The sequence below is a fragment of the Actinomadura pelletieri DSM 43383 genome (assembly GCF_003634705.1).
Taxonomy (GTDB): Bacteria; Actinomycetota; Actinomycetes; order Streptosporangiales; family Streptosporangiaceae; genus Spirillospora; species Spirillospora pelletieri.
This window is the reverse complement of sequence record NZ_RBWU01000008.1, coordinates 154,702-168,518: the sequence shown is the minus strand read 5'-3', so window position 1 is coordinate 168,518 and position 13,817 is coordinate 154,702. Positions and strand designations below refer to the sequence as shown.

8 protein-coding genes are annotated in these 13,817 nt (G+C 73.1%); all 8 read left to right on the top strand.

Annotated elements, in window-relative coordinates; translation table 11 throughout:
• The first annotated feature begins 16 nt into the window (after nt 1-16).
• Entirely contained in the window at nt 17-4,540 is a 4,524-nt protein-coding gene (locus tag BZB76_RS36570; protein ID WP_121438117.1) for a type I polyketide synthase, read from the top strand.
• Nucleotides 4,537-6,042: an FAD-dependent monooxygenase gene (locus BZB76_RS31680; protein ID WP_121438116.1), complete on the top strand. Its 1,506-nt coding sequence runs from the start codon at nt 4,537-4,539 to the stop codon at nt 6,040-6,042. Before BZB76_RS36570 ends, BZB76_RS31680 begins: the two co-directional genes overlap by 4 nt.
• A gap of 69 nt (nt 6,043-6,111) precedes the next feature.
• Nucleotides 6,112-7,143: a 3-oxoacyl-ACP synthase III family protein gene (locus BZB76_RS31675; RefSeq protein WP_121438115.1), complete on the top strand. Its 1,032-nt coding sequence runs from the start codon at nt 6,112-6,114 to the stop codon at nt 7,141-7,143.
• Nucleotides 7,144-7,148: 5 nt separating this feature from the next.
• Complete coding sequence (locus tag BZB76_RS31670) at nt 7,149-9,059, top strand: HAD-IIIC family phosphatase (protein WP_121438114.1); 1,911 nt, start codon at nt 7,149-7,151, stop codon at nt 9,057-9,059.
• Complete coding sequence (locus tag BZB76_RS31665) at nt 9,059-9,283, top strand: acyl carrier protein (RefSeq protein WP_121438113.1); 225 nt, start codon at nt 9,059-9,061, stop codon at nt 9,281-9,283. Before BZB76_RS31670 ends, BZB76_RS31665 begins: the two co-directional genes overlap by 1 nt.
• A gap of 1 nt (nt 9,284) precedes the next feature.
• On the top strand, nt 9,285-10,085 hold the full coding sequence (locus BZB76_RS31660) for a 2-oxo acid dehydrogenase subunit E2 (protein ID WP_121438112.1): 801 nt from the start codon (nt 9,285-9,287) through the stop codon (nt 10,083-10,085).
• Nucleotides 10,082-11,188: an alpha/beta hydrolase gene (locus BZB76_RS31655; protein ID WP_121438111.1), complete on the top strand. Its 1,107-nt coding sequence runs from the start codon at nt 10,082-10,084 to the stop codon at nt 11,186-11,188. The genes BZB76_RS31660 and BZB76_RS31655 overlap by 4 nt, the downstream gene beginning before the upstream one ends.
• 331 nt (nt 11,189-11,519) lie before the next feature.
• Nucleotides 11,520-13,784 carry an MMPL family transporter gene (locus BZB76_RS31650; RefSeq protein WP_121438110.1) on the top strand — a complete coding sequence of 755 codons (2,265 nt, stop codon included), beginning with the start codon at nt 11,520-11,522 and terminating at the stop codon, nt 13,782-13,784.
• Nucleotides 13,785-13,817 lie beyond the last annotated feature (33 nt).

The window sequence follows — 13,817 nt, the reverse complement described above, 5'->3', positions numbered from 1 at the left end:
CGAGGGTGAGGCTGGAATGACCGATCAGGACAAGCTCGTCGAGTACCTGAAATGGGTGACCGCGGACCTGCACGAGACGCGGCAACGGCTCGCCGAGGCCGAGTCCGGCCGCCGCGAACCGATCGCGATCATCGGGATGAGCTGCCGTTACCCCGGGAACGTCGCGTCGCCGGAGGACCTGTGGCGGCTCACCGCCGGCGGTGTCGACGCGATCTCGGAGTTCCCGCTCGACCGCGGCTGGGACGTCGGAGAGCTGTACGACCCCGCCCCGGAACGGCCGGGCACCTGCTACACGCGCGAGGGCGGATTCCTCTACGACGCCGACCGGTTCGACCCGGCGTTCTTCGGCATCAGCCCGCGTGAGGCCCTCGCGATCGACCCGCAGCAGCGGCTGCTGCTGGAGACCGCCTGGGAGGCGATCGAACGGGCCGGGATCGTCCCCGCCGACCTGCGGGGCAGTCGCACCGGCGTGTTCGCCGGGGTGATGTACGACGACTACGCGGCGCGCCTGTATCCGCACCCGCCGGACGGTTTCGAAGGCTATCTCGGCAACGGCAGCGCGAGCAGCGTCGCGTCGGGCCGGGTGGCGTACACGTTCGGGTTCGAGGGGCCGGCGGTGACGGTGGACACCGCGTGCTCCTCGTCCCTGGTGGCGATCCACCTGGCCGCCCAGTCACTCCGGCGGGGTGAGAGCGATCTGGCGCTGGCGGGCGGCGTGACGGTCATGGCGACCCCCGGCGTGTTCGTCGAGTTCAGCCGGCAGCGCGGTCTGGCGGCCGACGGGCGCTGCAAGTCGTTCGCCGCGGCGGCGGACGGCACCGGCTGGGCCGAGGGCGCCGGGCTCGTCCTGCTGAAGCGGCTGTCGGACGCGCAACGGGACGGCGATCCGATCCTCGCGGTCGTGCGCGGGTCGGCGGTCAACCAGGACGGTGCCAGCAACGGGCTGACCGCCCCCAACGGCCCGTCCCAGGAACGGCTGATCCGCGCGGCACTGGCGGACGCGCGGCTCGCGCCACGGGACGTCGACGCGGTGGAGGCGCACGGCACCGGCACCACGCTCGGCGACCCCATCGAGGCCCAGGCCGTGCTGGCCGCCTACGGGCAGGACCGCCCCGTAGACCGGCCGCTCCGGCTCGGCTCCATCAAATCCAACATCGGCCACACCCAGGCCGCCGCCGGGATCGCGGGCGTCATCAAGATGGTCGAGGCCATCAACCACGGTCTGCTGCCCCGCACCCTGCACATCGACCAGCCGTCCCCGCACGTCGACTGGGACTCCGGCGCCGTCGAACTCCTCACCGAGGCCGTGCCCTGGCCGGAGGTCGAACGGCCCCGCCGGGCCGGGGTGTCCTCGTTCGGGATCAGCGGGACCAACGCGCACATCGTCCTCGAACAGGCACCCGAACCACCCGCCGAGGGCGGCGAGACGGCCGACGGCGGCGCGCCGGCCGTCCCCACGGCGTTGCCGTGGCTGCTCTCCGCCAAGAGCCCGGCCGCGTTGCGCGACCAGGCCGCCCGGCTCCTCACGCACGTCCAGGACGACCCGGACGCCGACCCCGCGGACATCGCCCATGCGTTGATCTCCACCCGCACGCAGTTCGAGCACCGCGCCGCGATCGTCGCCGACGACCGGGCCGGCCTCCTCGAAGGGCTGGACGCGCTCGGCCGCGGGCGGACCGGCTCCGCCGTGATCCAGAACCAGGTCACCGCGCGCGGCGGCGGGCCCGCCTTCCTGTTCACCGGGCAGGGCAGCCAGCGTCCCGGCATGGGTCGCGAGCTGTACGACGCGTTCCCCGTCTTCGCCCGCGCCCTGGACGACGTCTGCGCGCACTTCGAACAGCCGCTCCGCGACATCATGTTCGCGCCCGACGACGACCGTCTCCACGAGACCCGGCACGCGCAACCGGCCCTGTTCGCGCTCGAGACGGCGCTGTTCCGGCTGCTGGAGAGCTGGGAGGTCCGTCCCGGCCACCTCGCCGGACACTCCGTCGGCGAGATCACCGCCGCGCATGTCGGCGGGGTGCTCTCCCTCGCCGACGCCTGCGCGCTCGTCGCGGCCCGCGGCCGGCTCATGCAGGAGATCACCGAGCACGGCGCGATGGTGTCCGTCCGCGCCCCGGAGGACGAGGTGCGCGAGAGCCTGGCCGGCCACGAGGACCGGGTCTCGGTCGCCGCGGTCAACTCGCCGTCGTCCACCGTCATCTCCGGCGACCACGACCTCGTCCTGCGCCTCGCCGACGAGTGGAAGAAGCGCGGCCACCGGACCCGCCGCCTCCAGGTCAGCCACGCGTTCCACTCGCCCCACACCGATGTGATCCTCGACCGGTTCCGGGCCGTCGCGGAGCGGCTCGACTACTCCCCGGCCGCCATTCCGATCGTCTCCAACCTCACCGGGAAGATCGCCACGGACGAGCAGCTGCGCTCGCCCGACTACTGGACCGACCACATCCGCGGCACCGTCCGGTTCGCGGACGCGATCGCGACCCTCCGCTCCGAAGGGGTCACCACCTACCTGGAACTGGGTCCCGACGCGGTGCTCACCGCGATGGCGCAGGACCGCCCGGACGACGACGGCGAGTCGCCCGGCGCGGTGTCCGTCTCGGTGCTGCGGGCCCGGCGGCCCGAGGTCCGCACGGCGTTGACGGCGCTGGCCACCGTCCACACCGCCGGGTGCCCGGTCGGCTGGCGGACGTGGTTCGGCGCGGCCCGCACCCGTCGCGTCCCGCTGCCCACCTACGCCTTCCAGCGCCGCCGCTACTGGATCGACGTGCCGGGCACCGAGGGCGCGGACGGACGGCCCGCCGCGGAGTCGCCCTTCTGGGACGCGGTCGAGGCCGCCGATCTCGACGCCGTCGCCCGCGACCTCCGGATCACCGGCGAGCAGCGGACGGCGCTGGCCGCGCTGCTGCCCGCGCTGTCGGCACGGCGGCGGCGTGCGCGCTGGGGTCACCGGATCGCCTGGCTCCCGGCGGCACACCCGCGGGTCGGCACGCCCGCGGGCAGATGGCTGCTGGTGACACCGCGGCGGAACGCCGGCGACCCCCTCGTGAAGACGGTCGCCGAGGCGTTCGGCGAGCACGGCGCCGAGATCGCCGTGGGTCCGGAGGACACCGGGCCGGACGAACTCGCCGACCGCCTCCGGAACGCGGTCACCGGCACCGGCGTGGAAGGCGTGCTGTCCCTCCTCGCGCTCGACGAGGACCGGATCGAACCGACACGGCGGCTGGCGGAGGCGCTGGACCGTGCCGCGATCCGGGCTCCGATCTGGGCGGCGACCCGCGGCGCGGTCTCCACGGGCCCGTCCGATCCGCCGGTCGACCCCGGTCAGGCCGAGATCTGGGGCCTGGTGCAGTCCCTCGCGGCCGAGCGGCCGCCGCGCTGGGGCGGGCTGGTCGACCTTCCGTCCGACCCGGACCAGCGGGCCGGTGATCTGCTGCGCGCCGTGCTCGCCGGAGAGCCGGACGAGGATCAGATCGCCGTGCGGTCGTCCGGGGTGTTCGCCCGTCGGCTGGTGGGCGCGCCCCTGGACGCGGCGGACGGCGCGGCCTGGCGACCGTCCGGCACCGTCCTGGTGACCGGCGCCGACACCGTGGCCGGGGCGGAGGCGGCCCGCTGGCTGGCCGAGCACGGCGCCCCGCACCTCCTCCTGACCGGGAAGAACGAGCCCGACGAACCGACCGACGAACTGGCCGGGCTCGGTGCCCAGGTGACCTGGACGGCGTGCGACCTCACCGACCGCGACGCGCTCGCCCGCCTGCCGGAGTCGATTCCGGCGACGCGACCGCTCACCGCCGTCGTGCACGTGGCGGTCGACGACGCCGACCCCGCAGCCGCCACGAACCTCGACGAACTGACCTCCGAACTCGACCTGTCGGCCTTCGTGATCCTGTGCTCGGCCGCCGGGGTCCTCGGCGCCCCCGGCCGCGCGGCGGACGCCGCCGGGCACGCGTTCCTGGACGCGCTCGCCCACCGGCGCAGGGCCCGCGGCCTCCCCGCCCTCACCGTGGCGTGGGGCCCCTCGGACGAGAACGCGCAGGCGGACACCACGTGGGGGCTGCGCCCCATCCCGCCCCGGTACGCCATGACCGTCCTCGAACGCGCGACCGACCCCGCGACCGCGTCCGTCGTCGTGGCCGACATCGCGTGGGAATTCCTCGTGCCGGAGCTGGCCGCCGAGGGCCGGGGCGCGCTGTTCCGCGAGGTTCCCGAGGCGCGGCGGCTCCTGAGCCGCACCGAGGAGCCGGCGGACGACTCCTGGCTGGAGCGGCTGCGCGAGGCGCCGGACGAGGAACGCGCGTCCCTGCTGCTCGACCTCGTCCGCGCCCACGCCGCGGACGTGCTCGGCCTCGACTCGCCCGAGGAGCTGGACACCGGCGCCAGCCTCCTCGACCACGGGCTGTCGTCGTTCGCCGCGCTGGAACTGAGCGCCCGGCTGCGCCCGGTCGGGGTGCGCCTGTCCCCCGCGGCGGTGTTCGACGACCCGACCCCCGCCGGGATCGCCCGCCACATCCACACCCTCGTCACAAGGAGCACGTCATGAACCGGAACGTCATCATCGTCGGCGCGGGCCCGGCCGGGCTGATGCTCGCGTGCGAACTCGGAACCGCGGGCGTCGAGACGATCGTGTTGGAACGGCTGCCCGAACCGCGGATCGACTCGCCGGGCATGGCCGTCAACCCGACCGTCGTCGAACTGCTCGTCCAGCGGGGCGTCATGGACGCGCTGCGCGGCGACGGCATGGAGTTCCCCCGCGCGTTCTTCGCGCACCTCGGCCTCGACCCCACCGCGCTGAAGGAGCCGCGCGAATACAACTACGCCCTCCCCCAGACGGCGCTGGAGCGGCGCCTGGAGGAGCACGCCGTGAAGCTGGGCGCGGACGTCCGGCGCGGTCACGAACTCGTCGGCCTGGACCAGGACGACGAGGGCGTCGTGGCGCGGGTCCGTACCGCGACCGGGGAGGAGTCTCTGCGCTGCCGGTTCCTGGTCGGCTGCGACGGGCCCGACAGCACGGTACGGCGGCTCGCCGGCATCGAGTTCCCGGGAACCGAGTCCCCCTTCTACGGGCTGATCGGGGAGCTGGCGGTGAGCGACGAGCTGTTCCAGCGGCTCGGCCCGCACATCCATCCCGGCGGCCTGTTCACCGTGTCGCCGTCCAGCCCCGAGACGCTCCGGGTGACCACCGCCGAGTTCGGGGTGGAGCCGCCCGACCGGAACGCGCCCGTCACGCTCGACGAACTCGGCCGCCGCATCGCCGAGGTCACCGGGGAACAGGTCACGCTCGGCGAACCGCGCTGGCTGTCGCGCTGGTTCCATGTCACCCGGCACGCCGCCGCCTACCGCGACCGGGGCGTGTTCCTCGCCGGCGACGCCGCCCACGTGCACTTCCCGCTCGGCGGGCAGGCCCTCAGCACCGGACTCGAGGACGCGGTCGACCTGGGCTGGAAGCTCGCCGCCGCCGTGCACGGCTGGGCCCCGCCCGCGCTGCTGGACACCTACCACGCCGAACGCCACCCGGTCGGCGCCCGCGCGTGCCGTACCACGCAGGCGCAGATCCCGCTCATGCATCCGATGGCCGCCGCCGAGCCGCTGCGCGAACTGTTCGCCGAGCTGATCAGGCTCGACCAGGTCAACGAGCATCTCGTCAAGCTGGTCGGCGGGATGGACGTCCGGTACGAGCCCGGCCCGAACGCGGTGGACCATCCGCTGGTCGGCCACCGCCTCCCCGACATCCCGATCGAGACGCCGGACGGGCCGACGGGCGTCGCCGCGTGCCTGCGTTCCGGACGCGGCGTCCTGCTCGACCTGTCCCGCGGCTCCATGGCCGCGAACGGCGTCACCGGCTGGGACGACCGGGTGGACGCCGTCACCGCCGAACCGACCGAACGGATCGACGCCGCCGCGCTGCTGCTCCGACCGGACGGACGGGTCGCCTGGGCGACCGCCACGCCCGACGGCACCGGACTCCGGGACGCCCTCACCGCCTGGTTCGGCGCGGCGAACACCGGGACCGAGCCCGGCGAGCGGGCGTCAGCGCGGGCCTAGTTCCGCTTAAGCGGCGCCGTCGACCATGAGAATCCGCGACCTTATTCACGCAGTGCTGGAAGGACCAGGATGAGCGGCCCTGACATCCATCTCCGCTCCGTCGGCACGGCTCTTCCGGGCCCTCCGGTGGACAACGCCACGCTGATCCGCCGCCTCGGCGTCCCGTCGGTGTGGGAGGAGTGGGTGGACTCCTTCATCGGCACCCGCGGCCGTCACTTCGCCATCGACCTGGACACAGGCGAGACCCGCCACTCTCTCGCCGACCTGGGTGAACAGGCCGGCGCTCGGGCGTTGGAGTCCGCCGGGCTCACCGCCGCCGACATCGACCTGGTGGTGATGGGCACCGCGTCGCCCGACCAGCTCATGCCCGCGACGGTCAACATGGTCGCCGAACGGCTCGGTATCAACGACGTTCCCACCTACCAACTCCAGTCGGGATGCTGCGGCGCCGTCCAGGCACTGGACGTGGCACGCACGCTGCTGCGCGCCCGCGGCGACGGGCACGCCCTTGTCCTCGGCGGCGACAACAGCGCCAAGCACTTCGACACGGCCGCGGACTTCGCCGCCCTGCCGTCCGCCGAACAGGTCAACGTGCTGCTGTTCGGCGACGGCGCGGGCGCGGCGGTCCTCGGCACCGAACCCGCGCCGGGATCGGCGGTGATCCGGCACGTGCTGCTCCGGCTGGTCGGGCTGAACCGGCCGCCGGGGCAGGTCGTCGAGTGGTTCGGCCGTGGCGACCGCGGCTCCGACCGCTCCCCGGTCGTGGAGGACTACAAGGCGATCGAGGAGTCCGTCCCCGCGCTCGCCGTCGACGTCCTGGACGCGCTGCTCGACGAGCTGGACTGGAAGGAGACCGACGTCGACTACCTGCTGCCGCCGCAGCTTTCGGGACGGATGACCGCGCGGATCACCGAGGGCCTCGGGCTGCCCGCCGCCGAGGAGGTCAGCTGCGTCGTCGACATCGGCAACACCGGCAACGCGCTGCCGTTCTTCCAGCTGGAACAGGCCCTTCCGCGCATGATCGGCGGCGACCGGACGATCGGCATCGCGATCGAGTCCAGCAAATGGATCAAGGCGGGCTTCGCCCTGGAGAAGGTCTGATCACCATGCCCGAAGCCTCCGGCTCCGAAGCCCCCGGCCCGGCCGACACGCTGCGCGAGCTGCACCGGACGGGACGGCTCGCCGCCGAGTACCCGCGCGTCGCGGGCCTGCTGGCCGGCCTGTCCGACACCGAACTGCTCCAGGCCGGCCACCTGCTGGCCCGGCTCGACCCGGCCGACGTCACCGCCGAGCACCCGGACACCCCGTCCCTCACCGTCGCCGTCACCGGCCACGGAACGCTGCCCGCCCTGGTCCCCGCGCTGACCGCGCAACTGGCCAGGCACGGGCTGCTGCTGCGCCCGCACGTCGGGGACTTCGACGGCTACGTGTTCGACCTCGGCGATCCGGACAGCGGCCTGTACGCGGCCCGGCCCGACCTGGTGACCTGCGTGCTCGACCCGGCCGTCATCTTCGACGACGTGCCGGTCCCGTGGCGGCCGGACGACGTCGAACGCGCGTGGGAGCGGAAGCTCAAGCTCATCGACGGGCTCGCGGAGCGGTTCGAGGCCGCCGGGCGGGGCGTGCTGGTGCTCAACACCGTCCCGCTGCCCCGCCGTTTCCCGGCCCAGCTCGTGGACCATCTCGCCCGCGCCCGGCTCGGGGCGGTGTGGCGGGAGGCCAACGCCCGGTTGCTGCGGATGGCGGAGCGTCGCCCGAGCGTCTACGTGCTCGACCTCGACCCGCTGGTCGCCGACGGCGTCCCCGCCGACGATCTCCGGCAGAGCGTCTACGCGAAGGCGCACCTGTCCGCCGGGCTGCTCGCCGAGTACGCCCGCGAGGTCGGCCACATCGCCCGCCACCTCACCGGCCGCACCGCGAAGGCCCTGGCGCTCGACCTCGACGGCACGCTCTGGGGCGGCGTCCTCGGCGAGGACGGCCCGGAGGGCATCGAGATCGGCGAGGGCATGCGCGGGGAGGCGTTCGGCGCCTTCCAACGGGTCGTCAAGCAGATCGGCGCCCAGGGGGTGCTGCTCGCGGCGGTCAGCAAGAACGATTTGGAGCCCGTCCGCGCGGTCCTCGACTCCCATCCGGGGATGACGCTGCGGGAGAAGGACTTCGTCCGGATCGCGGCGAGCTGGGGTCCGAAGAACGAGAGCATCGCCGACCTCGCCGCCACGCTCAACATCGGCACCGACGCTTTCGTCTTCGTCGACGACAGCCCCTACGAGTGCGGGCTGGTGCGGCACTCGCTCCCCGGCGTCACGGTGATCCGGGTCGACGGCGAACCGGCACTGCACCTCGACCGGCTCCTGCGGGACGGCTGGTTCACCACCCGGGAACTGACGGCCGACGACCGGGCCAGGGTCGACCGGTACCGCGTCGAGGTGGTCCGCAAGGACTTCCTGGACGGCTTCGAGTCGATCGAGGACTACCTCCACGAGCTGCGCGTCGAGGTGCGCCTCACCGCCGCCGACGACGCCGACACGGCACGGATCTCGCAGCTCACGCAGCGGACCAACCAGTTCAACCTCACCGGCCTGCGGCTCGGACGAACCGAGGTCCGGGAACGGGTCGCCGACCCGGACGCGCTCGTGCTCGCCGTCCGCACCCGCGACCGCTTCGGCGACAACGGCCTGGTGGGCGCGGTGCTGACCCGCCGGGTCGGCGCGACCGTCCACATCGAGAACTTCCTGCTCAGTTGCCGGGTCTTCTCCCGCGGCATCGAGCCGACCGCGCTCGCCGCGATCCTCAGGTACGCCAGGTCCACCGGCGCCGAGGAGGTGCTGGCCGACTACCGCAAGACCGCCAAGAACCACGGGGCCAGGGACTTCTACCCGCGCTACGGCTTCGAGCAGGTCGCCGAGGACGGTCCCACGACCACGTACCGGCACGATCTGGCCGACATCGTGGACACCCCGGACCACATCACGCTGACCGAGGAACTTCGTCCCGCCGACCTCGCAGGAGACGCCTAGTGGACACGATCGACGACTTCATCGCCCTCCTCGACCAGGAGCTCGGGATCACGGTGTCGGCCGAGGACGCCGGCGAACGGCTCGACCGGCTCCCCTCCTGGGACTCCCTCCACCTGCTGACCCTGCTCAGCGCCCTGGAGCGGCGGACGGGCCGGCCGGTGTCGCTGCCCGACGCGGTGCGCGCGGCCACGCTGCGGGACCTCTACGAGCTGACGGTGGCCTGAGGTGAAGACCGCACCGGTGCCCCGGGAACGCCGCCACACGCTGCGCTTCCTCGACGAGATCCGCGTGATCGCCCCGGTCTTCCTCGACACCGAGGTCGACATGACCGCCGTCCGGCGGCACCGGGAACGGGTCCGCGCGGAGGGCGGCCGACTCTCCACCGTGACCTGCGTGCTGCACGCCGCCGCGCGGGTGCTGGCGGTGCACCCGGAGGCGAACGCCGCCGTGCGCGGGCGCGTCCGGCCACGGCTGGCGCGCTACGACACGGTCAACGGCAAGGTCACGCTGGACAAGACGCTGGGCGGGCAGCGGGTCGTGCTGGCGACCGTCATCGACGATCTCGCCGGCCGGGACCTGGCGGACGTGCAGCGGCATCTCGACCGGTTCCGCGCCGGTGACCCCGCGACCATGCCGGAGTTCGCGGCCGTGCGGCTGTTCCACCGGCTTCCCTGGCCGCTCGGGACGCTGCTCTACCGGCTCGCGGTGCGGCCGCTCGGCAAGCGCGCCGAGACGGTGGGGACGTTCGCCGTGACGTCGCTCGGGCACCGTCCCGTCGACGGCTTCTACTCCGTGGGCGGCACGACCATCACCCTCGGGCTCGGCCGTGTCACCGACCGTCCGGTCTGCCGGGACGGACAGATCGGCGTCGCACCGGTGATGCGGCTCAGCCTCACCTTCGACCACCGCGTGATCGACGGGGCGGAGGCCGCCGACGTACTGGCGGAGATCAAGGATTCGCTGGAGTCGTTCGGCGCGGGCTCGCCGGGCGCCGCACCGGCACCGGCCCTCGAAGGAGAGCGATGAACGACGTCGGCGAGCTGAAGCGGTACGTGGAGGTCCACGCCCGCGGCCAGCGCATCCCGCGCTACCGCGCGCTGCTGGGCCGCATCACCACCGACGAGGGCGACGGGCCCGGCACCTGGACGGGCGAATGGTGCCGCGCGGCCGAACTGCTCGCGGGACGTGGCCGCGACCTGGAGGCCAGCCGGTACTTCGCCATGGCGCGATTCCCGTACGTGGACGGCCCGCCACGGCAGAAGGCGCAGGACCGGGCGGTCGAGTCGATCCGGCAGTGGGCGGCCGAACGCGGCGGCCTGGAAAGCGTCGAGGTCGAGATGGACGGCGGCCGGGTCCGCTGCTGGGCGACCGGGCTGTCTGCGTCGTCCCCCAAACCCCTCCTGGTGATCATGGGCGGGATCGTCACCGTCAAGGAGCAGTGGGCGCCCACGCTGGTCAAGCTGCGGCGGCTGGGCATGGCGGGCCTCGTCACCGAACTGCCCGGCGTCGGCGAGAACACGCTGCGCTACGGGCCGGACAGTCGGCGCATGCTGTCCCGGGTGCTGGACGCCGTCAGCGGCCGCGCGGACGTCAGCCAGACCTACGCGATCGCGCTGAGCTTCAGCGGTCACCTCGCGCTGCACTGCGCCGCGGAGGACGACCGGATCAAGGGCATCATCACGGCCGGCGCGCCGGTCCACACGTTCTTCACCGACCCCGACTGGCGGCGTGCCCTGCCGCGGATCACCGTGGACACCCTCGCGCACCTCACCGGCGAACCCGCGGCGCGCATCGAGGACGATCTCGGCGCGTGGGCGCTGAGCGGCGAGCAGCTCGCCGGGCTGCGCATCCCCGTCTTCACCACGGCGAGCCTGCGCGACGAGATCATCCCCGCCGGGGACGTGCGGTTCCTGCGCGAGCATGTCCGCGATCTCGAGGTGGTGGAGTACGACGACGTGCACGGCGCTCCCCTGCACGTCGGCGAGACCCAGTTGTGGAGCATCGCGTCGCTGCTGCGCGCCCGGGGCGTCCGCACCCCGCAGAGCGCGGTGATCGGCCTGCTGCTGCGCGGCCACCGCGCCCGCCGGCGGCTGAGCCGTCCGGCCCGCGCCCGCGCCGCCCACGCCTGACCCGCACCGCGTCACCGCTCCCGGCTCCCGGCTCCCGGCTCCCGGAAAGAGCCGGAAATCCGCGTTGTCACGGCCGGGCGACACAGAACACGCGAAATCGCCGGACTCGCGGCGACGCCACCTGCCCTCTGTCAACCCATAAACGCGTCCGCCGGTATACCTACGAAAGAAGCATCTTTCGGAGGGGCCCCACCACTTTAGGTGTTAATGCAGCGCAGAACGGTGCTCGCGGGCTCGTCCGAGCCTAGGCTGGCACCGTAATCGCGTCACCCGAGCCTCCGGCCGAGCGGTTCTCGAACCTCGACCGAAACCCGCATTCCAGAGGGACCTCATGACCGGCATCGCACGTTGGTGTTTCAGGCACCGGTTCATCGTGTTCGCGCTGTGGCTTTCCGCGCTGGTCGCCCTGGCCGTCGGGTCCTCCGCCGCGGGCGGCAAATACAAGGACGACTTCTCCCTTCCCGGTTCGGAGTCGACCAAGGCGCTGACTTTGCTCGAGGATTCGTTCCCCGCGCTGAGCGGCGAGTCCGACATCGTCGTATGGCGGACGAATTCGGGATCGGTCGGCGACCCTTCCGTCAAGGCGCGCATGACGAACGCGCTCAACGAGATCAAGAAACTCGATCACGTGGCGGAGGTGACGAGCCCCTACGTCCCCGCGGGCGCCGGCCAGACGAGCGAGGACGGCCGCACCGCCTTCGCGACGGTGAACTTCGACGTCCAGGGCGACAAGCTGTCCCGCGACACCGTGAAGGACCTGCTCGGCACCGTCGAGGGGGCGCGCACCACGGGGCTGACGGTGGAGATCAGCAGCCCGGCGGTGTCCCTGGTGCAGGCCGAGGAGCGCGGCGGGAACGTCAGCGAGCTGGTCGGGCTGCTGGCCGCGGTGGTGATCCTCCTGCTGGCGTTCGGGTCGATGCTCGCGATGCTGCTGCCGATCGCGATCGCGCTCCTGGCGCTGGGCTCGGCGCTGATGACGATCGGCCTGGCCAGCCACGCCCTCGACATCGCGACGTTCGTCCCGGCCCTCGGCACCCTCATCGGCCTCGGCGTCGGCATCGACTACGCGCTGTTCATCGTGACCCGCTACCGCGCCGGGCTCCAGGGGGGCCTCGGCACGGAGGAGGCGGCGGTGTCCGCGCTCGGCACCGCGGGCCGGGCCGTGGTCTTCGCCGGCGGGACGGTCTGCATCGCCCTGATGGGGCTGCTGGTGCTGAACATGTCGTTCCTCACCGGCATGGCCGTCGCCTCGTCGATCATCGTGCTGTTCACCGTCATCGCCGCCGTCACCCTGCTGCCGGCGATGCTCGGACTGTTCGGCACGCGGGTCCTCAGCCGCCGCCAGCGGCGCCGGCTCGCGGCCGACGGCCCCCGGCGACCGGAGAGCGGGCACGAGCCCCGCACCGGGGTGTGGGCGCGGTGGGCGGAGTTCGGCGCCCGCCATCCCGCGGTCCTGGCCGGTACCGCGACCGTCGTCATGGTCGTCCTGGTCCTGCCGGTGTTCTCGCTCCGCCTCGGCTTCTCCGACCAGAGCACCCAGCCGGAGTCCAGCACGAGCCGGAAGGCCTACGAACTCCTCGCGGACGCCTTCGGCCCCGGGTTCAGCGGCCCGCTCCAGCTGGTCGCCGAGGTCCGCTCCCCCGCGGACAAGGCCGTGCTGGAACGGCTGAGCACCCAGGTCCGCGGCGTCGAGGGGGTCGCGGCGGCGAGCCCGGTCACGCTGAGCCCGGACGGTTCCGTCGGCGTCGTCCAGGTCGTCCCCACCGGGTCACCGCAGGACGAGGCGACGTCCGACCTGATCGAGCGGCTCCGCGAGGACGTCGTCCCGGCGGCGGAACGCGGCGGACGGACCCAGGTCCTGGTCGGCGGCTCCACGGCGCTGACCGACGACTTCTCCGCCAGCCTGAGCGCGAAGCTGCCGCTGTTCGTCGCGGTCATCGTGGTGCTCGGCGGGCTGCTGCTGCTCGTCGCCTTCCGCAGCGTGCTGGTCCCGGTCGCCGCGGCCGCGATGAACCTGCTCGCCGCCGGCACCACCTTCGGGGTGATCGTCCCGGTCTTCCAGTGGGGCTGGGGCGAGAACCTACTCGACCTCGGCCAGGGCCCGATCGAGGCGTTCCAGCCGGTGTTCATGCTGGCGATCCTGTTCGGGCTCTCCATGGACTACCAGGTGTTCCTCGTCAGCCGCGTGCACGAGGAATGGGAGCGCACCGGCGACAACCGGCGCTCGGTGATCGTCGGCCAGACCGACACCAGCCGGGTGATCACCGCGGCGGCGACCATCATGATCTGCGTCTTCGGCGCGTTCGTGCTGTCGGGACAGCGGGTCCTGGCCGAGGTCGGATTCGGTCTCGCCGCCGGCATCGCGCTCGACGCGTTCGTGCTCAGGACGATGCTCGTGCCGTCCATCATGCACCTGCTCGGCCGGGCCAACTGGTGGATCCCGCGCCGGCTGGAGCGGGTGCTGCCACGAGTGTCCTTCGACGGCCCGCGACCCGTCCCGGATGCCCCCGCCGATGGACGGGCCCCCCAGGCGGCGCAGGAGGAGGAGGGTCGGAGCCGATCCGACCGCCTCGCCGCGCAGGGGGACGGGCAATGAGGCCGCGAGGGACGGGCGCCGCGGCGCCCGTCC